The organism is Epilithonimonas zeae (genome assembly GCF_023278365.1).
GTDB classification, from domain to species: domain Bacteria; phylum Bacteroidota; class Bacteroidia; order Flavobacteriales; family Weeksellaceae; genus Epilithonimonas; species Epilithonimonas zeae_A.
The window spans coordinates 641045-661049 of record NZ_CP075338.1 but is presented as its reverse complement, the minus strand read 5'-3'; the positions used below and the strand labels follow the sequence as shown (position 1 = coordinate 661049).

Genomic DNA, 20005 nt, shown 5'->3' with positions numbered 1-20005 from the left:
AATCTTTAGAATTATTGTATAATCACTTTTTCAGAAGTAGTTAACTTCTTATCATCAGATGTTATTTTTAAAATATAGGTTCCTGGTAAAGCCTGCACTGTAATTTTATTATTATTGAATACACCATTTTTTAGAAGCTTTCCAGATATTTCATAGAGTTTAAAACTTCCGGACTTCAGATTACCAATATTAATTTCACCTTTTGAAGGATTAGGATAAATATTAAGTTTTTTAGTAGAATCAGAAGAGATCCCAAGTGTTTCCGTTGCAAGATTAACCTTATAAAGCTCTATACCTGCTTGATCAGTAGATGATATCCTTGCAGAAACATATAAATCATCATTGTATACAAGCATACCGGATGCTGCTGCTAAAGTTGCAACCATTTTGGTCCCACTTTCAGTTCCATCCGTTTCCCAAATCTGTTTATCCCCTGTTGTACCACTCGCTAGAAAATAAAGCTTAGTTTTAAAGACGACCATTTTTTCAGGAAAAGAACTCCCTGATCCAGGAATTAAATCTTTAAAAATATGAGTACCTTGTTCGGTGCCATCCGTCACCCAAAGTTCTGTGCCGGATGTAGCTCCGTCCGATGCAGAAAAATACACTTTACCGTTATATTCAGTAAAATTATTAGGACTAGACCCTGCTGTAGGACTAAATGTATTAATATCTTTAATCAATACTGTTCCTTCATTGGTTCCATCTGTCATCCATAGTTCTACTCCGTTCCCTCCATTGGCTCCAAAAAAAGTTTTTCCCATAGATGCACTGTAGAAAAAGTTCTGAGGGTATGCTGTAGCTGATGGATTAATCGTTTTTAAATTACTAAAAGACGTCCCATTAAATTCAAAAAGCTGATACAGGTTAGGGTTGGTTGCGGTCTTAAACTGCGCATTGGCGAGCAATCTATCTCCAAAACTTCCAATGATCATTACATTGGTATCATCATCTGCTATAACCGCCTGAGAAGTTTCATCAAGATAAAAAAGCCTTTGGGTATTGGGCGTTACATTACTATTAGTAGCTTTGAAATAAAGTCCGTTGCCTATTTTTGTGAAATTGGCGGCAAATTTTGCCGTTGTAGATACTGTTTTAAGACCATCAACATTGTCATAGGAAGCGAGTGCTCCGGAAACATTAGTTCCATTGACATTCAGAGTTGCAGTAAAATAAAGTTTGTTATTAAATGCAAAAAGATTGGTTGGTCCAGATGAAAACGCACCCGGATTGGCATCCACAACCAGTTTTGTTCCCTCACTTGTTCCATCCGACTCCCAAAGTTCAGTACCAATTGCGGAACCCGTAGGACTGTAATTGGCGCTAAAGTAAAGTTTCCCGTTAAGAATTGCAAAATTAGAGGGTGCGGAATTGGCTGTTCCAGGATTAATGTCTTTCACTAATGTAAAAGTGGTCTGTGCTGATAGAAGTCCGCCTAAAATGATTGCCAAAAAGTTGATTTTTTTCATATTGATAATTGTTAGTAAGCCTGTCGATTCATTTGAAAATATCCAAGAAAAATTATCTGCAAGGCGGTGCTTTGTGTAGATGAATTACCCTTGGACTTCAGACCTCTAAATTATCATTGTGAAAGCTACGATCATAGAAATAGACTGTCACAATTATCAAATTTGAATAAATATGAAAGTATAAATCTATACGTAAAGTACTGTGCTAATTATTGTTACTTTTAAAATTTATGATTTTCTATATAATCCCATCTTTCTTCAATTTATGATGAAAAAACACAACTACAGATACAAATATTATAAGAAATATTGATAAAAGACTCAGATTTCGCATCCATATAGAACTGCTATTTTCTGATAAATTGGTATCATAAATATTTTCTAAACGAGAAATAATTTGATTCTGCGATTGCGAAATCTCTCTGTAATTTTCATTATACTTTTCAAAATAATAAAGATACGATTTGGAGTCATTTTTCAAGTAACTGCTCTGTGCTTTTAATTTATAAAAAAGACTTGTGAGTTCGGCATCGTATTGTTTAAATTCATTGATATTGACACTCTGTAACATTTTATCTGCATTATCAATTTCTTTTCTTTTCAAATAAATATCAGCCAGACCTAAAGACGCATAATATTTATTATAACCTATACCCCGAACATCCCTTTCCAGAATTGATTTATAGATACTTTCAGCTTCTTTTGAGTTTCCAAGTGCCTCCAGGCAAACTGCTTTTTGAATATCTATGAGAAGCTTATTCGTTACCACAACCTCTTCGTACGGCAGTTTATTATAGACTTCAAGGGCTTTATTAAAATATTTGACAGCAAACTCACAATTAAGTTCATTTTTGAATACAATACCTTTAACATTATAAACATTGCCTGAGATAAATAGAAGATTCTGTGGAAGATGAACTATGTTTATAAGGTTTTCCGCCTCATCAAGATTCTTTTTAGCATCAGTATTCATATTTAGTTGCTGGTACTGATTACCTAACATAGAAAGAAAACGAATCTGATTGATGGTATCGTTTTTCTCCTTAGATAATTTAATGCCTAGACTTGAATTATTAATGACCTGGCTAATATCTCCCAACACCATTTGAGCATTAACCAATTTGGATAGTGCCTTGATTTTCTCATTGTAATTTTTAGCTTCCGCAAACGCTTTCTCCGAGATTTTCGCCGATTTTTCAGGATCACTGAATAGGAGATCTGTTGCACGTTTCAACTGTTTATTTTCAGTGTTTTGTGCAAAAGTTTTTAGACAGACAAACAGAAGCAATATGTGAAGTAATCTTGTCATTCGTTCAATTTTTGAAGATATTCCGTGGGTGAAAGATTCATTCTGTTTTTAAATACCGTTGTGAAAAGGCTGTGTGAAGAAAACCCACATTCATCTGCAAGGTAACTCACTTTATATTTTCTATATTCCGGATTTTCATTGATTTTAGAGACTATATAATCGATTCTAAGATTATTGATGTAAGCATTGTAATTCGAGTTTTTGTGTTTGTTGATGATCTCAGAAAGGTATGTTGGATTGGTATCAAATTGTTGAGCCAGCATCTTCAGAGAAACTTTTTTCTGAATATATTTCTGACTTTTCTCGAACTCTTCCAGTTTGCTTAATATTCTCTTCTCAGTCTTATCCGGTATGACGAAATTTTTCGCATCCTCCTCCTCAGTAGCAGACTTTTTTGCCCTCTTTTTCTTGATTCTGTAAAAATAATAGATTGATATTAAGCAGATTAAAAAAACAAAAATTGAAATACAGATATTTCTGAATAAATCATTATTTGATATCAGCTTTTCTTCATTTTCTTTCTTGATATTATTAATAAGAATAGCTCTCGCTGAAGCCATTTCAGCATTTTGGTTTTCAACTATTTGAAAGTAAGATAAATTAATACGATTCAAATTTCCAAAAGCTTGCACATTGGCTGAGGATATGGCTAAGTTCTTTAAGTAATCTGCCTTGAAATTGACATCAGAGAGTTCTGCAAATGTGTTTTGGTACGGTTCCAATAAATCAAATGCTTTTCTAAAATTACCCTGCTTCGCATAATTTTTTGAAATATAATTATCCGTAAATATTTTGGAATACAGTTCGGAATCAACTTTATTTCCTAATGACAACGCCGTCTCTAAAGCAATTCCAGATTGAGAACGATTATTTTGCAAAATTTCTGCAAGCCAAAAATTTGCCTGAAAGAGCCCCGTTGTATTATTGTTTTCATTATAATCTTTTATGGCGGATCTCAAAAGTGCCAATCTGATGTTGAATGGAAAAATGTCAAAACTATTTTTGTCAACTGCTAAATCTACAAAAATACTTTGTTTTAAATATTTGGAAGTCAAAAGATAACTCTTAATACTTTCAACTTCAGCTTTAAGCCCCAATTTTTGACAAACCTGTCCGTAAAGACATTGATACTGAAAAAACTTCTCTGAATTTTTATTTGCTATTGCCAAAGGTTTCAATCCAAACAAGCCATTCAGAGCCGTCTCATAATCTCCTTTAAGAAGCAAAAATTTGACATTTAAAATTTTTGAATCATATGGAGCTATTTTAGAATAATACTTAAAAAGTTCTTCTACATTCTTATTTTCATACTGCATTTTGTTAAGAATCTCATCTCTCAGCAATACAACATCATTTTTGGTCTGCGTATAAAAAAAATTATAAAAAAATAGACACAGAAATGCCAAAATGCGTCCTGTACTGAAAAAAACGTTTATCTTCTTAATTTTGTTCATCATACGATCCACAAAAATAAGTAATTAATTTATTAAAGTATTTCTCCTACAAGACAATTAGAAAATGTACAAGAGTAAAGTTTTTCTTAGATTTTTTATCTTATTTAAAGAGAGCAACACTGCATTTATCAACAAATTGTTCAAACTTACGATTTGTGTTTCGCATGACAGGTCCGTGGCCGAAGCAGATAATTTTAGGGTTCAATTGAGCTAACTTCTCGAGAGATTGGATATTGCGCTGCTGATCTGAAGTGAATATCTTTGGTGGAAGCCGCAGACCAACTGCTGTAGTTAGCAGGTTCATATTAGTCGCTGCATCTCCTATTATCAATACTCCATCTTTCTCACGGAATAAAGAAATATGACCTGCCGAATGTCCGGGTGTTTCTATTACCCGAAAGTTTCCTATACGATCATTTTCAACTACAGTCCGATCTACTTTATGCCCCTGACCTGCCCAATACTTTTGCTGTAGTTGTGCCATCCAATGCTGCGGCGTTGGATAATCAGAAGTTACCATACCAGTTTGGGTTCTGAGAACTTCGTCAGGGTGACAAATCAACGGGATTGAAAACTCATCACATATCTCATCACTACAGCCCTGGTGATCTGCATGTGCGTGGGTTAGTACATGTTACAGGTATTTTCTGAAGCGCTTTTTTTATAGTATTATACGAACTCCGTATCCCAGAGTCTACCAATATATTCTCTATAATATAACAGTTAATACTATTTCGCGGCATCAATGAGATCTGATAAACTTTGGGAGCAATTCGACGCAACATCTTTTTTTTTGCAAAACTACATTCCTGATCAGGATTGAATAAGGACATTTGTCCTATAATAGGTTAAACCTGAGCAGTTGTCTCTTTGCACGTGTAAGCGATCGCTGTGTAATGCCCAGGTAAGACGCCAGATCCTGAGTGGATGCACGCTTAATAAGCATTTGTTCTTTGGATATGACATACCGGTATTTATCGACAGCCGATTTATTGTTGTAATTCAGCAGATAACGCTCTTTCAGATTATACTCCTGCTCCATTACTGATTTTATAATTCCGTTCCAGGCGGTTACCCGACTAAGGAGATATTGATAGTCTGGGTAGCTTATCCTATAAATCACACTATCTTCTATAGTCCTGATATTCCTACTGGATTTTTCCTGAGCCACAAACTCCGAAAATGAGGTAATAAAATCATTTTCAAACTTAAAGCAGGTTATATTTTCCTTTCCATCTTTGTCGATAGCATATGCTTTCACAGCACCAACAACAATAAATCCAATATAAAAGCAAATTTTATCTTCCTGAATGAAATGTTCTCCTTTTTTTAGATGCAACGGTTTGAAGAACTGAGCTGAAAAATTGAATTCTTCATCTGTTAACACCCCTTTTGACAATATATAATTTTTAAATGCAGTTATCATTGTATAGTTTTAATCCTAATTCTTGCCTGATGAAGAATATTTTTATACAAATCTAATAAATATAACATTCTACAGAAGCTAATACCCTTATTTCTCATCTTCTTTATTTTCGTTCCAATAATAACTGTCCGGATACATTCTTTGTCCAAACACCGCAGTACCAACCCTAACAATTGTCGCCCCTTCCTGGATAGCTGTCTCAAGATCATTACTCATACCCATAGACAGCTCTATCATTTCTACATTGGGAATATTCAAGGAGTTGATCTGCTGTTGGATATCTTTCAATAAACGGAAACAACGACGGACTTTTTCGGTTTCTGCACTGAACAGACCGATGGTCATCAAACCTTTTATTTTAAGGGTGTTTAATTGAGCTATTTCACAAATCAGGTTTATGGTCTCATCCGGATGTGTACCAAACTTACTCTCCTCACCTGAAGTATTGACCTGAATAAAGATCTCCATACTTTTATTTTCCAGCTGCAGCCTTTGGTGTAGTTTTTCGGCCAAACTTATCCGATCTATGGATTGTATGCAGGTGATGTCATATTTCAAGATATCTTTAATCTTATTGGTTTGCAGATGACCGATAAAATGATTAGTATGCTTACTATCTTTTAATGCATCGAACTTTTCTTTGATTTCCTGGACTTTGTTTTCAGCTATCAATGTCTGTCCGTTTTGTAAAGCAATCATGATTCGGTCAGCAGAAACGGTTTTCGTAGCCAGCAAAAGCTTAACTGTATCAGGATCTCGATTGGCTGCAATACAGGCATTTTCTATTCTAATTAAAATGCTATTCAAATTATTAATTATTTCGCCACGCATATTTCCTCTTCTTTTTCATTTCAATCCCATTTGTTTATGAGCATTGATTTTACCTTTGTGTAAGCGTGATCTTTGGCCTCAGCAAATGAAACAGTATATTTACGTTTAATATGTCTTACGTATTCGGGAAATACTGACAGTATTTCATCATAATAGTTGTTTAAGATTTCTTTTTCTGGCAAATCATACTTTAACTTTATTTGAAATCTCCTCAGCAATGCCGGGTCAATAATATCAGTATGATTAGTCGCACAAATCAATAATGCATTTTGCGGAAAATAATCTATCAGTTGAATAATCGTATTAACGAGCCTTCGCATTTCCCCCACATCTTTATCATCACTTCCTCTTGATTTCCCTATCTGGTCAAATTCATCCAAAAATAGAACTGCTTTCTCCCTTGCTGCTTTCTCAAAAATTTGTCTTATATTTTGAGAAGTTTCACCAATTCGTGAGCAAACCACATTACTGAGATTTAAAATAAGTATCCTCTTATTAAGTTCGCAAGCTATCGCTTTTGCTGTCATTGTCTTACCACATCCAGATGCGCCGTGCAGCAGAATTTTATTGCTAACCGGCAACCCATAGCGTGAAAGTTCCTCGCTGTAAGCGTTTTCTTTTATTATTTGTATACAGACACGTCGATTATCATCATTTAGAGAAATATCATCAAGCCTTATTTTTTCTTTATCGTCTATTATCAGGTCAAATATATTCATCCTTAACAGTTACGGTTAATTATATCAATTACTTTTTAGTTTTTTATATCCACCAATGGTAGTAATTGTGTAAAGTATCATATTCAAATCCGCAACGAGGATAAAGTGAATTGCCAATATCATTTGTCTTTTCGGTTTCCAACATCAAACCACAAGCCCCGGTTTCTTCGCACCATTGTTTACTTCGGTTTATAAGTGCAACCGACAATCCTTTTCCTCTGTAATCGGGATGAACAAAAAGATCGCTCAACAACCATTGTTTCTGTAATTTGGTATAATGAAACAGTTTATACAACTGCACAAAACCCACCGCTTTATCATCTACCATAACCAAAAAAATATCCGACTCACTGTTTAAGAAACGTTCTTTCAGAAATTGTTTTCCTTTTTCCAAATCAGATTCCTGACGGTAAAAAATACGATAAAGATTGAATAATTCCGCTGTTTCCTGCAGATTCTCTAAACTGGCTTTTTTAATTTTGTAATCCATAGTAAAAATTATTTTTTTATGATGGAACAAAAATATTAACACCTTGGACTATATTTGTCATCCAGTTTTAATATAACAAATAGTCCAGAATGCTTCCTTTCGAAAATATTATCCTAATCGACAAAAAAAGTAGTATTGCTGTTTATAAACAGATTGCAAATTCAATTATAAATACTGTACGAAACGGTGTTCTAAAACCTGGAACTAAGCTCCCGGGGAGCCGAGAAATGGCTTCCATTTTAAATGTTCACCGTAAAACGGTCATTGCTTCCTACGATGAGCTAGAAGCGCAGGGATGGATCACAGTTTTCCCAAGAAAGTATGTAATGGTTGCAGAAAAACTTCCATTACTGCATCCTAAAAAATGGGATGAAACCGAATTAGCGTATTCTTATGATAATGATCTGAAAATAAATTTCAGAATAATTGACAAGTCCTGGTGTGTTGAAAGAGATACTGTCGAAATTATTATAGATGATGGACATCCTGACGTACGACTCTCGCCGATTGATGAATTGCTGAAAACATACCGCTCTTTTACCTCCAGACAGCCAGCCATCAAAAGTGCAAATAAAGGGACTGCGCAAGGAACGGTCAGACTGCGTGAAGAAATGGTTAAATTCCTTTCGATCACCAGAGGATTAACAATCAATACTGATAACATTCTGATTACGCACGGGGCACAAATGAGTATTTATCTTGCTGCACAATTATTATTAAATACACAGTCAACGATTATTGTAGGGAAACCAAATTATACCGTTGCCAACGAAACCTTTATTCAAACAGGTACTCAGCTTATTGAAGTCTCTGTGGATGAATATGGCATTAATACAGATCAAATAGAACAGCTTTGCAAAAAGAAAAAAATCACTGCGGTATATGTTATTCCGCATCATCATTATCCAACAACAGTAACACTTAGCGTGGAGCGGCGAATGAAACTCCTAGAGCTTTCCAACAGATATTCATTTGTCATTATAGAAGATGATTATGATTACGACTATCATTATGCATCCTCGCCTTATCTTCCTTTGGCAAGTGCCAATCATCAGGGAAATGTGATCTACATCGGTTCTTTTTCAAAGTTACTGGATCCTTCGCTGCGTATTGGTTTTATGGCAGCTCCTAAAAATTTTATAGTACAATGTACAGCGCTACGAAAAATGATCGATGTGGGTGGTGACGGCTATATGCAAAATGCTTTAGCTGAATTAATAAAAACTGGAGAACTTAAAAGACATCTCAATAAAACTAAAAAAATCTACCATAACCGAAGAGACTTTTTAAATGATCTTCTACAAAGTCAACTTTCTGAATATATTTCATTTACAGTGCCAAATGGCGGAATGGCTGTATGGATTACCCTGAGAAAAGATTATTCTGTGAAACAACTTCAAAACACTCCTCTACTGAAAATCATCAGAACAGATGAAGAATCAAATTCATTTCGTTTGGGTTTTGCATCAATGAACGAACAGGAAATAGAGATAACAATTGATTTATTACATAATCTCTTGAAAAAACAATAAGATGCATTTGTCTTCACATATCATAAATGCAACTAAACTGCAGATTTGGAGTCTTATTTTTATAATTTGTAAACAGAAAGGTTTATGCTTATATGGATTTTCACCTCAATCATTAAAATTAATATCTCTATCTCATAAATCCTGGCTTCCTCATAAGAATAACCTGATATATATTTTTTAAGATTGATTATATCTTTATAGAGGTAATATATTTAACCTGCCTTCTTTGGTTTCCTCTAAAATTCTACTACTTCTGGCTATCTTATATCTGCAACGATTTATGTCTGACAGAATATATTCTACTCTTTTCACAAGTTAATTTGTAAGGTATAAAATATAACTCAAAGATTTATATAAAATTGTCTTAAAAATATAAACTTTTTAAATTTCTTACTGCCCATAATATGCTGAGATTACTCTTTCTCTCATTTTATTGAGATACTTAATATCTTTTGTATTGGATAGGATAATAAGCGTGAGTTTTTTTTCGGGCAAATGTACCCAATTGGCACTGTGCCCATATCCTTCACCCTGTCGTTCTACAAATAAAGTACTCATTTTCCCAAAGCTTTTAGGATAAACCCAAAAACCCAAAGCAGTATCTTCAAGATTTTTAAATGGAGTTAACATTAAATCTAAAGTTGATTTTTTTAATAGAATATTATTAAAAATTGCCTGATCAAAAATCAGCATATCTTTTGGCGTAGAATACATAGCTCCGGCAGAATAAAAATTATCAATATAAGTATTTGTGGGAGTGTGAAGTAGAAAAGGATCAGATTCGTCTGCAGAATAACCGTCATCAATGTTTTTAATAATATCATTATGATGAAGCATCCCCGTATTTTGCATTTTCAAAGGAATCAAAATTTCTTCTTTCAAAACTTACTCAAAAGATTTTTTATAAATTTTTTCAATAATTTTTCCTAACAAAATATAGTCACCATTGTTGTAGCTAAACTTTATTCCGGGCTTATCAATCAATTTTTCAGATAAATAAGTGTTTATAAAATCATCCAGATTCCAAATCGTGTTGTCGTATGCCTGATGAATCAATTCGGGTGTACTGATATCTTTATTTTCTCTGCCACTACTGTAAGTTAACAAATTTTTGATGGTTGCTTTTTGTGCTGCTTCCCCTTTATATTCAGGATAATAAGTTGAAATTGTAGTGTCTAAATCTATCTTGCCTTTTTCGTATAGCTGCATAATGAGAACAGCCGTAAACGTTTTTGTAAGAGAAAAAATATGAAATCTGGTATCGTCGGAAAAATTAATATTATAATGCCTGTCAGCAAGACCTTTGTAAGAAAGCAATTCGGTTTTCCCGTTTTGAGCCAGTAAGATAGCGCCGTTAAAATTATCTTTCTTTACAGAAGAATCAATAACCTCTTCCACTTTTTTTATTTGAGAATAACTTAAAGAAAAAGTTAAGATGAATACACCGATAAGAATATCTTTCACGTCGTTGATTTTAAAGCTAATATAATGATCTTTGGTTATTAGTTGTTTATTTTTTCTGCCGGTAATGCAGTTGGGTCAATCCTGTTTCAAAAGTTTTGGCTTCAACAAACTCAAGTTCTTGTTCAGGTCTTCCCACTTTAAAAAGTCTTGTCCCGTTTCCTAATAGAATGGGGATAACCGAAATTATAAACTTATCTACCAAATTATGTTTTAATAGTTCATTGATGACTTCCGCACCACCATCGCAATAAATATTTTTCCCTTTTTCAGACTTTAAATGTTTAACCAAATCTCTTATATCGCCTGTATAGAAGGTCGTTCTGCCAACTTTTGGTTTTTCGGTTCTTGTGATAACATATACATCTCGTTGTCCGTTGTCATAATGTGATGAGCCAATTTCTCTAAGCACATAATCATAGGTTTTTCTGCCAATAATTATGGTGTCAATATTGGCAATAAAGTCTGCATAACCATAATCTTCTCCTTCTTTTTCTACAATTTTTAAAAAGCTTAAGTCATCATTTGGCTGTGCAATGTACCCATCTAAGCTCATCGCAATAAAAAGTGATATATTTCGCATCTGTTTTGAACTTTAATATTTCTTCAAGTTTATTTTTCAAATAATTATTATTCTGATTATTTTGCCACAAATCAATAAGGTATCTTTAAAATAAAAAAAGAATTAGGTTCCTTACTAATATATTTTTCAATTTTAAATTCCGAAATTATGGACGTAATATACTAAGAAAAAGGGATAAGAAAGTTTATTTTGAGACTGTCATAACTTATAATTTCGGATAAAATGTTGTTAATTTTTAAATGTTAATTTTACTTCCTAATAACATTTAAATTTTATTTCATTCAAGAGTTTTAAGAATAAGTCTTATCCTCGTAAAGTAATTAACCATGAAAGAAACAATAAGCCTATTCATTTTCATCATACTCTTAGGTTGCAAACAAGATGTAAAAGCGCAAAAAGAAGCACTTCAAATATCTCAGGAACTGATTGAAAAAACTATCAACAGAGAAGCATCTGCGTTCCTAAAAGAAAACTACGAAAATCTGTCAGGTGTTGTTTATGTCAATGGGAAATCATATCAATTTCATTTCGGGAAATTGTCGAATGGCAGGCTGGCTAACGACAAGACAATTTATGAGATTGGTTCAATAACCAAAACATATACCGGAATACTCCTTTCTCAAGCTGTTCAGGATAAAAAAGTATCATTAGAAACCGATGTACGAAAATATTTGAAGGGATCATACCCAGATTTGGAATTGGAGCAAAATACTCCGATAACTTTAAAACACTTGATAACGCATACTGCTGGATTTCCGCCAACCATTAACTGTAATATTGCTGACCAGACAACTGGACAGCAGATATCCTGCTTTGAGCATTTTACCAGAGATGATTTTTTTAATCGACTTAAAACTTTAAGCCTGATTGACAAAACAGGAAATAACTACCATTATTCCAATGCCGGTGTCCAATTGGTTGGTTATATATTGGAGAGTGTATATCAATCATCTTTTGAAGATTTGGTTAAAAAATATATTTTTTCACGGTCTCATGAAGATAACACTTTATTCAAAGTAGATTATAATGATAGATCGAATGTCTCATTGGGCAAAAACAGTCAAAAGATTCCAATGCCTTTAATTAATGGATTTTATAATTATGCAGGTGGTCTGAAATCTTCTACAAGCTCAATACTTAATTACATTAAAATGTACTTAGATAGCGATGATTCCGTGGTCAAACAGACTATGAATCGTTTAGCAGGAAATCCACAGTACGGAAGAGCCTTTGCCTGGAATACTTATAATTATGATCAAAATAAAAAAATGCTGTATCACAACGGCGGAACATTAGGTCATTCATCCTGGATCGCGCTTTATCCTAACCAGAAAGCCGGAATTTTTCTGGTTACCAATATCCTGACCGACCAGTCACAAGGCGATCTGAACCAGCTTTCAAATACGATAATGGATCAATTGCTTCAGTAAACGATTTTGTATTAGATCAACTATTTTTGCTACAACAAAGATTTCATCGTATTGAATGATTTGAAGTCTCATTTAGGTTTTAGTCTTTTTTCTTTTTGGTTGATTGTACTTTAAACATAGTAACTCCAAAATAATTTTAGCTTTTTTCTCATTACCTGAAAGAAAATTCAGTTTTTCCAAAATATCTATACTTATCGAAAATGGTAGCTTGGTGCTTATGTTATTAAATAAAATTTTAATTAATTAATGTTTTACGATAATTAATTATATATTTGCATTAACAATTTAATTGATTATCTTATGAATCAAAGTAAAAATATTTCAAAAATCCTGTATTACCTGTGTATTGTATTATCTGCAGGTTATCTTATCACATTTGTATATTCGGTGTTTTGCCTGTTGACTGGTTTTGCAGTGACGACTTACAAACAAAATCTGTATCTGCATATTAATTACCCATTTACAGAACAGCCTTTTCTGAACATCGAAAATAATTATCCCTATATCATCCTGTCATTTTTGCTTGTTCTATTAACATACGGAATCTTTTTCTGGTTGTCGGCAAAGGTGTTTAAGGTTTTCTTTCAGTCAAAATTATTTACTGAAGGAAATATCATACACCTCAAAAGATTTTACATCTACAATATTTTCTGTCCTTTACCCATCGTTATTATAGCAAGTTTTTTTGTAGAAGTGGAAGGCATCATTTGGGGATTGGTTTTTATCCACTTTATGCTGGGAATTTTCTGTTATTTCCTTGCCAATATCTTTAAACAGGGTTTACATTTACAAAACGAACAAGATCTATTTATATAAAATGCCGATTATCATCAACTTAGACGTTATGCTTGCCAAGAGAAAAATGCAGAGTAAAGAATTGGCAGAAAAAATAGGAATTAGTAATGTCAATCTCTCTGTTCTAAAAACCGGAAAAGCTAAAGGTGTGCGTTTCGATACACTGGAAGCGATCTGTAAAGCGTTGGAATGTCAGCCAGGAGATATTCTGGAGTATAAAGAAGAATAAATTAAATATTAAAAGCTTTTGTGACCTTAGTCAATTAGCTTTACCACCAACATTTTTTACGCACAATTTTAAAAGCAATGGAAACGTTGCCAGGAATTCTATGACCTAAAATCAAGCCTATGAATACTTTAACAATTAACAACCTAACCCTCACCTACAAAAATGGTTTTCAAGCTATTAAAGATATTTCTTTGAATATAGAAAACGGAATGTTTGGTTTATTGGGACCCAACGGCGCCGGAAAATCATCATTGATGAAAACCATCGTTGGACTGCAGAAACCAACTTCGGGCACAATCATTTTTAACGAAATCGATGTTTCTGAAAATCCGGATCATATTAAACAAAATCTCGGATTTCTGCCTCAGGATTTTGGCGTTTATCCCAAAGTATCTGCGTATGATCTTTTACAACATATAGCTTTATTGAAAGGGATCAGCAATAATTCTGAACGGAATAACCAAATTCTAAACCTATTGGAAAAAGTCAATCTTTCTGATTTTAAAAATAAGGAAGTCCATACCTTTTCCGGCGGGATGCGGCAACGTTTCGGTGTTGCACAGGCTTTGCTGGGAAATCCTAAGATCATTATAGTTGACGAACCCACCGCTGGTCTGGATCCCGAGGAACGAAACCGTTTCAATTCTTTACTAAACGAAATCAGCAATGATGTGATCGTGATTCTTTCCACACATTTGGTTGAAGATGTCCGGAATCTGTGTTCAGAAGTAGCCATTATCAACAAAGGAAACCTTCTCACAAAGGGAAATCCAACCGAACTGATCTCCGAGCTGGAAAATAAGATCTGGTCAAAACCAATTGAAAAAGATCAGCTGGAAGATTATCAATCCAATTACAGGATCATCAGCCAACAACTGATTGAAAGAGAATTATATATCACTGCGTTTTCGGAACTACCGCTTTCAGATTTTACGGCAGTCTATCCATCGTTGGAACACGTTTATTTCCATACGCTTACTCAAAAACCATAGTTATGAATGTTTTATTTTTATTTGAGGCCAAACGTACAATCAAGCGTTGGTCTGCATATTTCGTTACCTTAATTCTCCTGTTAATCGGCATTTTCTGTGGAAATCAGTTCAATCTTACCGTTGGAGAAGGAATTTATTTAAATTCTCCGTACACAATTGGTTTTATGACAGGATTATTAAGTCTGGTTATCATCTTTTTTGCCATAATTTTTGCCATTCAGGTGCTTTTTAAAGATTGGGATTCGAAATTTGATATTCTCATTTTCTCGTATCCTTTTTCGAAACGAACATATCTGCAGGGAAAATTTCTTAATTTTTTTCTGCAGACTTTCTTCAGTTTTATATTTTTAATGATCGGATTTATAATCGGACAAAATCTAAGAACAGGAAGTGAAATTCAGCAACATTTTCATTTTTGGCATTACTTCTACCCTCTTCTTATTTTCGGAGGAATCAATTGTATTGTAGTCTGCAGCTTTTTATTTTTCATTTCATTTACCACCAAGAAAAAACTTCTGGTTGTTGTCGGCGGACTGTTTCTTTACGTTCTTTATATGGTGATCCTCGTTTTTTCAAATTCGCCGTTTATGGCAGGAAGTTTACCGCAATCATTGCAAACACAGCAATTATCAGCATTGATAGACCCTTTTGGAATTTCATCTTATTTTTTTGAAGCAAGAACGTTATCGGCTCAACAAAAGAATGAATTGATTGTACCATTTACCGGATTTTTATTGATCAACAGAATCGTTTTTGTAATTATTTCAATGTTACTTTTGGTATTGACTTACAAACTGTTTTCATTCTCTCCACCTTCCCAAAACAAAAATAAAAGCAAAAACAAGGTCGCAAGTATTTCTTTTAATAAAAATTTAAAACCATTTACAACCGCGAAATCTTCTTTTGGATTTATTTCTGATATAAAATCCGTACTATCATTTGCAAAAATCGACCTCATTTACCTTTTTAAAAGTATCACTATTGTAGCCATTTCAATATTACTCTTATTTTTTGTTGGAATGGAAATGTACGCTGAAATCGAAAAGGGAATTCGTCTTCCTCAAAAATATGCAAGTTCAGGATTGATGTCGACTACCATTTCGGAAAATTTCCATCTATTTGGAATGCTGATCGCCATTTATTTTATTAATGATTTGTACTGGAGAAGCCATTCATCGGGGTTTTCACTGATTGAGAAAAGCACTTATTTTTCTAAAAATAAACTCGGCGGACATTTTCTTTCCATCAGTGTCTTATTTTTCTTTCTTACGTTCATTTTAATTGTCGAAGGATTGATATTTCAATTCATTTACAGCTATTTTCACATCGATTGGAATGCCTATTTGGGAACCGTTCTTTTTAATACTTTTCCACTGATCCTTTTTTCAGCTTTTATTTTGCTGATCAATGACAATATCCAAAATCGATTTGTAGCACTGGGAATTTCTGTGCTTGTGGGTTTTACATTCGCAGGACCTGTCTCGAAAAAAATCATATCCATTCCATTATTGAGAATATTTTCAGATTACAAAGGCGTTTACAGCGATTTTAACGGATACGGACCTTACGCGTCAGCTTTTGCAGAACGATTGCTGTTCGGACTAAGTTTAATTGCTTGTTTTTGGCTGATTAATAAAAGCTTCAAAACAAAAAAATGGAATGTAAAACAACTCATTCTCACAGTTTTTATATTATCTGTTGGAGCTTTTGCCGGAAATGTTTTTATGAAAGGCTATATTCCTCAAAACGGAGATGAAAAGATGGTACAATCGGCTCAATATGAAAGGAAATTCAAACATTATAAAGATCTTGCACAACCTACCATTACTGATGTGACCACCGAAATACAGCTTTATCCATCTGAAAATTCTTATAAGATTAATGGAACATATAGGTTGTTAAATCAAACCAATCAACCTATTGACAAGATTTTGATTAATTTCAATCCTGATCTTCAAATAGAATCAGCCCATTTCAATACAGCTTACGAATCAAGAAAAATTACTCAGCAAGTAACTGAAATTGGTTTGAAAAACCCTTTAAAGCCTGGAGAAACTGCCAGTCTGGATTTTAAAATTTCCTATCACTGGTCTGCCGTCAATGGTCACGATTCTTTCAATTCCATTATAGAAAATGGTTCTTTTATGAGAATCAGCCGATATTTTCCAACTTTCGGATATCAAGCTGATAATGAAATTGAAGATGAAGAAAAACGGGCAGAATTTAAACTGGGAAAACGATCGGAATTAAAAAAATTAGAAGCTCCTGAAGTATTCAAAAAAGATTTCATTAATCTGGATATGACCGTTTCCACAGAAAAAGACCAGACCGTTGTAGGAACCGGAGATCTGATTCAACATTACCGTAAAGATAACCGAAACTATTTTCATTACAGATCGAATAAAATTCCGTTTCGTTTTGCTGTTTCCTCTGCAAAATATCAGGTGAAAAGCTTGATTTATAAAGGCATTACGATCAATATTTTTTATAACAAAAAACATTCGGAAAACGTTAATCATTTACTTGAAAATGCAAAAATTACGTTGGATTACTGTACACAGAATTTTGGAAAATATCCCTTCAAAACCATCAGCTTTGCGGAAGTTTCTTCTTTTACGAAAGGTTTTGCAGCTACCGCTTATCCTTCATCTATTTTTATGACGGAAGATATGCTTTTCCACACCAATATTAAAGCTGATCAAAATCAGGATGTCATCAATGAGCTTGCAGGGCACGAACTTTCGCATCTCTGGTGGGGAAACAGCCAGATCGATCCCGATGACAGAGAAGGCGCAGTGATGCTGACTGAAACCTTAGCGATGTACACCGAAATGATGATCTACAAAAAGATGCACGGAAAAGAAAAAATGATGGAAAGAGTAAAAGTGCATCAACAGATTTTTGATAATGAAAAAGGCTTATCTGAAAATCAGCCGCTATACAAAGTGAGCGGTGAAAATACGCATATTTCTTATTCAAAAGGTGCGGTGGTTATGGTGAAACTATGCGAACTAATTGGCGAAGACAAGGTAAATGCAGCACTTAAAAGTTTTCTTTTCCATAATCAATATCCTAAAAAACCGATTACTTTGGATTTGCTACAAGAAATTTATAAGGTAAGTCCTAATGGTGAAATCAGGAAGAAAATTTATAATTTATTCCGTTCTGAATAATTTTGAAGATTTTAATAAATGAAAAATCCCCGTACTTTTATCAGTGCGGGGATTTTTTGATATGTATTTTGAATTTGTAAGTCATATATATCAATCTTCTTTGATCACTTTAACATCTGTAAAGTATCCTAAAGTTCCGGGACCTATCCATAATCCAATACTTCCTCGAACATCTTTCCCCTGTTTCAGGTCGTTGACGATCAAGGTAGGCTGAGAAGCACCATTAACATACAACCTTGCCGTATCATCCTTTACAACAATTTTTATTTTGATCCATTCTGCAGGCACTATATCTACGTATGATTCGTACTTTTCCGGTGTTTCTTTTCTCAATTTTTCCCAAGGAAATCCCGGAATGGAAATATATTGACTGGAGTGGTTTCTACGAATCTGATCTTCTGCCCTTCCATTGGTTGGCCGCAAATAAAAAACTTCCATTTTAGAAGCATCCAAAGCTGCCCTGAATGCAATTCCAATAAACCCACGAGCCGTTTCTCCCGCATTCGCAAGCGGCTGCCCGGAAATTGTAGCTTCAATAATACCGTTATGAAAATCGATGTCTTTCAAGATCGCTAATGTATTGTCTCCAATGGCTTGGCCAGGAATTTCCAAGGCTAAAGCGTCTTTACCTTTATAGACCGTTTTCTTGGCAGTTACCTGAAACGTCAGTAGATCAGATGGAGTTATTGCTTTGTTTTGAGCTTTGGACTGTAAACTAAACATTAAGCTTAACATCAAAATAAATAACAGTTTTTTAGTCATATGGAAGAGCATTTAAATCTTTGATCCCCCTAAAATAAAAGAAATAACGTTTCCATTCAAAATATATCAATGCCAAATTTGAAATTATATCCTAAAACTATACTCAGAAACACGATTGGGAAAGTGATATGAAATAAGGAAGCTTTGTTTTCATTTTCTCATTAAATTTAAAATGAATATATTTCAGTTCATTTTAAATTTAATGGGTTTCGATGTAGAATCTTTTTCTTCCCAACTATTTTATTTAGCCGGAATTTTGATTGCTTTTTTTGCCTGTTTTCTATTATTGGGGAAGCCTCAGAAAAGATTGGCAGATTATCTTCTTTCGGCGTGGTTCCTGTTAATCGGGATCCATCTGATCTGTTTTTTATTTATATTTTCGAATTCATACATTAGATTTCCTTATCTCCTTGGATTAGAAATACCTTTGCCTTTGGTTCACGGTCCAATGCTATATTTGTATATCAGTTGTCTTACAGGAAATTATCCCAAAAGAAAAATGTGGTTTCTTCATCTTGCGCCTGTTTTGATTACTTACTTTTTCTTGATTGATTTTTTTCTGATGTCATCCCACGATAAGATTGAGATTTACCGACATAATGGAGGTTCTTACAAAGTATTGCGTACCATAATAAGCGTAATAATTGCTTTGTCAGGTATTTTTTATGTGATTTTGAGTACATTGACGATAAAAAAATATCAGAGACAGATATCAAATATTTTTTCCAACACCGAAAAAATCAATCTTAACTGGGGATATTACCTCATTATCGGGATATCGACGATCTGGGTGGCTGTTATCATAAAAAGTGAGATCCTTATTTTTTCCCTCGTTGTATTATTTGTAGTATTGGCCGCTTATTTTGGAATCAGTAAAGTTGGTATTTTGAATCCGGCTGTACTCGACAAGAAGAACGATGAGAATTTAAATACTGACGAGGATGTTGAATATCCAAAATACCAGAAAAATTTTGCAGGTGATGAAACGATACAACGCGTTTACAAAAAATTAAATTCTATGATGAATGATCAGAAGCTGTATAAAGATCCGGAAATCAATCTGAATCATATTGCAAAACTACTCGATGTTCATCCCAATGTATTGTCACAAACCATCAACTCTGTCGAAAATAAAAACTTCTACGATTACATCAACCGCTACCGCATCGAAGAATTTAAAAGAATCGTTGTATTACCAGAAAATCAAAAATTTACAATTCTGACATTGGCATTCGAATGCGGATTCAATTCCAAAACCTCATTCAATAGAAATTTTAAGAAATATACAGGCTGTTCACCTCGAGAATTTTTAAAAGATCAGAAGCTTATTTCCTGAGACTATTTCCTACA

Annotated in this window: 16 protein-coding genes and 2 pseudogenes; 7 read left to right on the top strand and 11 right to left on the bottom strand. The window is 33.8% G+C overall.

Annotated features, from left to right (window positions below):
• Positions 1-11: 11 nt before the first annotated feature.
• The 8 genes and pseudogenes from KI430_RS02715 to KI430_RS02680 form a co-directional block, all read right to left on the bottom strand.
• Positions 12-1469, bottom strand: a complete 1458-nt coding sequence (locus KI430_RS02715) for a T9SS type A sorting domain-containing protein (protein WP_248876748.1) — start codon at positions 1467-1469, stop codon at positions 12-14.
• Between the two features lie 238 nt (positions 1470-1707).
• Entirely contained in the window at positions 1708-2778 is a 1071-nt protein-coding gene (locus KI430_RS02710) for a tetratricopeptide repeat protein (protein WP_248876747.1), read from the bottom strand.
• The gene (locus tag KI430_RS02705) at positions 2775-4094 is read right to left on the bottom strand and encodes a helix-turn-helix domain-containing protein (protein WP_248876746.1); all 1320 of its coding nucleotides are present in this window, start codon (positions 4092-4094) and stop codon (positions 2775-2777) included. The genes KI430_RS02710 and KI430_RS02705 overlap by 4 nt, the downstream gene beginning before the upstream one ends.
• A 238-nt stretch (positions 4095-4332) precedes the next feature.
• Positions 4333-5017 (bottom strand): annotated as a pseudogene (locus tag KI430_RS02700) (MBL fold metallo-hydrolase).
• A gap of 53 nt (positions 5018-5070) precedes the next feature.
• Positions 5071-5658, bottom strand: a complete 588-nt coding sequence (locus tag KI430_RS02695) for a Crp/Fnr family transcriptional regulator (protein WP_248876745.1) — start codon at positions 5656-5658, stop codon at positions 5071-5073.
• An 87-nt stretch (positions 5659-5745) separates the two neighbouring features.
• The gene (locus KI430_RS02690; RefSeq protein ID WP_248876744.1) at positions 5746-6489 is read right to left on the bottom strand and encodes a YggS family pyridoxal phosphate-dependent enzyme; all 744 of its coding nucleotides are present in this window, start codon (positions 6487-6489) and stop codon (positions 5746-5748) included.
• Between the two features lie 20 nt (positions 6490-6509).
• Positions 6510-7208, bottom strand: a complete 699-nt coding sequence (locus tag KI430_RS02685; RefSeq protein WP_248876743.1) for an AAA family ATPase — start codon at positions 7206-7208, stop codon at positions 6510-6512.
• 43 nt (positions 7209-7251) lie between these two features.
• Entirely contained in the window at positions 7252-7698 is a 447-nt protein-coding gene (locus tag KI430_RS02680; protein WP_248876742.1) for a GNAT family N-acetyltransferase, read from the bottom strand.
• Positions 7699-7787: 89 nt separating this feature from the next.
• Between KI430_RS02680 and KI430_RS02675 the strand changes: the two genes are divergently transcribed.
• Positions 7788-9230, top strand: coding sequence for a PLP-dependent aminotransferase family protein (locus tag KI430_RS02675; protein WP_248876741.1), 1443 nt, complete (start codon positions 7788-7790; stop codon positions 9228-9230).
• A gap of 390 nt (positions 9231-9620) precedes the next feature.
• On the opposite strand, the pseudogene KI430_RS02670 reads toward KI430_RS02675, so the two are convergent.
• Positions 9621-10628: pseudogene (locus KI430_RS02670) on the bottom strand (serine hydrolase domain-containing protein).
• Between the two features lie 112 nt (positions 10629-10740).
• Positions 10741-11274, bottom strand: a complete 534-nt coding sequence (locus KI430_RS02665) for a dihydrofolate reductase family protein (RefSeq protein WP_248876740.1) — start codon at positions 11272-11274, stop codon at positions 10741-10743.
• Positions 11275-11600: 326 nt separating this feature from the next.
• On the opposite strand from KI430_RS02665, the gene KI430_RS02660 reads away from it, so the two are divergent.
• The 5 genes from KI430_RS02660 (at position 11601) to KI430_RS02640 (ending at position 17893) form a co-directional block, all read left to right on the top strand.
• The gene (locus KI430_RS02660; protein ID WP_248876739.1) at positions 11601-12704 is read left to right on the top strand and encodes a serine hydrolase domain-containing protein; all 1104 of its coding nucleotides are present in this window, start codon (positions 11601-11603) and stop codon (positions 12702-12704) included.
• Positions 12705-13004: 300 nt separating this feature from the next.
• A complete protein-coding gene (locus KI430_RS02655) occupies positions 13005-13520 on the top strand; it encodes a DUF2975 domain-containing protein (protein ID WP_248876738.1) in 516 nt (171 codons plus the stop codon).
• Between the two features lies 1 nt (position 13521).
• Positions 13522-13728, top strand: a complete 207-nt coding sequence (locus tag KI430_RS02650; RefSeq protein WP_074234565.1) for a helix-turn-helix domain-containing protein — start codon at positions 13522-13524, stop codon at positions 13726-13728.
• Positions 13729-13847: 119 nt separating this feature from the next.
• Entirely contained in the window at positions 13848-14720 is an 873-nt protein-coding gene (locus KI430_RS02645) for an ABC transporter ATP-binding protein (protein WP_248876737.1), read from the top strand.
• 2 nt (positions 14721-14722) lie between these two features.
• Positions 14723-17893, top strand: coding sequence for an ABC transporter permease/M1 family aminopeptidase (locus KI430_RS02640; RefSeq protein ID WP_248876736.1), 3171 nt, complete (start codon positions 14723-14725; stop codon positions 17891-17893).
• 90 nt (positions 17894-17983) lie between these two features.
• On the opposite strand, the gene KI430_RS02635 is transcribed toward KI430_RS02640, so the two are convergent.
• The gene (locus tag KI430_RS02635; RefSeq protein WP_248876735.1) at positions 17984-18655 is read right to left on the bottom strand and encodes a hypothetical protein; all 672 of its coding nucleotides are present in this window, start codon (positions 18653-18655) and stop codon (positions 17984-17986) included.
• A gap of 172 nt (positions 18656-18827) precedes the next feature.
• On the opposite strand from KI430_RS02635, the gene KI430_RS02630 reads away from it, so the two are divergent.
• Entirely contained in the window at positions 18828-19991 is a 1164-nt protein-coding gene (locus tag KI430_RS02630) for a helix-turn-helix domain-containing protein (protein ID WP_248876734.1), read from the top strand.
• Positions 19992-20005 lie beyond the last annotated feature (14 nt).

What these genes read in the sequence shown, in the direction of transcription:
- KI430_RS02640 (WP_248876736.1), top strand. Translation starts at nt 14,723, where the DNA reads ATGAATGTTTTATTTTTATTTGAGGCCAAACGTACAATCAAGCGTTGG.
- KI430_RS02695 (WP_248876745.1), bottom strand. Translation starts at nt 5,658, where the DNA reads ATGATAACTGCATTTAAAAATTATATATTGTCAAAAGGGGTGTTAACA.
- KI430_RS02710 (WP_248876747.1), bottom strand. Translation starts at nt 2,778, where the DNA reads ATGACAAGATTACTTCACATATTGCTTCTGTTTGTCTGTCTAAAAACT.
- KI430_RS02715 (WP_248876748.1), bottom strand. Translation starts at nt 1,469, where the DNA reads ATGAAAAAAATCAACTTTTTGGCAATCATTTTAGGCGGACTTCTATCA.
- KI430_RS02675 (WP_248876741.1), top strand. Translation starts at nt 7,788, where the DNA reads ATGCTTCCTTTCGAAAATATTATCCTAATCGACAAAAAAAGTAGTATT.
- KI430_RS02685 (WP_248876743.1), bottom strand. Translation starts at nt 7,208, where the DNA reads ATGAATATATTTGACCTGATAATAGACGATAAAGAAAAAATAAGGCTT.
- KI430_RS02650 (WP_074234565.1), top strand. Translation starts at nt 13,522, where the DNA reads ATGCCGATTATCATCAACTTAGACGTTATGCTTGCCAAGAGAAAAATG.
- KI430_RS02705 (WP_248876746.1), bottom strand. Translation starts at nt 4,094, where the DNA reads ATGCAGTATGAAAATAAGAATGTAGAAGAACTTTTTAAGTATTATTCT.
- KI430_RS02635 (WP_248876735.1), bottom strand. Translation starts at nt 18,655, where the DNA reads ATGACTAAAAAACTGTTATTTATTTTGATGTTAAGCTTAATGTTTAGT.
- KI430_RS02645 (WP_248876737.1), top strand. Translation starts at nt 13,848, where the DNA reads ATGAATACTTTAACAATTAACAACCTAACCCTCACCTACAAAAATGGT.
- KI430_RS02655 (WP_248876738.1), top strand. Translation starts at nt 13,005, where the DNA reads ATGAATCAAAGTAAAAATATTTCAAAAATCCTGTATTACCTGTGTATT.
- KI430_RS02680 (WP_248876742.1), bottom strand. Translation starts at nt 7,698, where the DNA reads ATGGATTACAAAATTAAAAAAGCCAGTTTAGAGAATCTGCAGGAAACA.
- KI430_RS02690 (WP_248876744.1), bottom strand. Translation starts at nt 6,489, where the DNA reads ATGCGTGGCGAAATAATTAATAATTTGAATAGCATTTTAATTAGAATA.
- KI430_RS02630 (WP_248876734.1), top strand. Translation starts at nt 18,828, where the DNA reads ATGAATATATTTCAGTTCATTTTAAATTTAATGGGTTTCGATGTAGAA.
- KI430_RS02665 (WP_248876740.1), bottom strand. Translation starts at nt 11,274, where the DNA reads ATGCGAAATATATCACTTTTTATTGCGATGAGCTTAGATGGGTACATT.
- KI430_RS02660 (WP_248876739.1), top strand. Translation starts at nt 11,601, where the DNA reads ATGAAAGAAACAATAAGCCTATTCATTTTCATCATACTCTTAGGTTGC.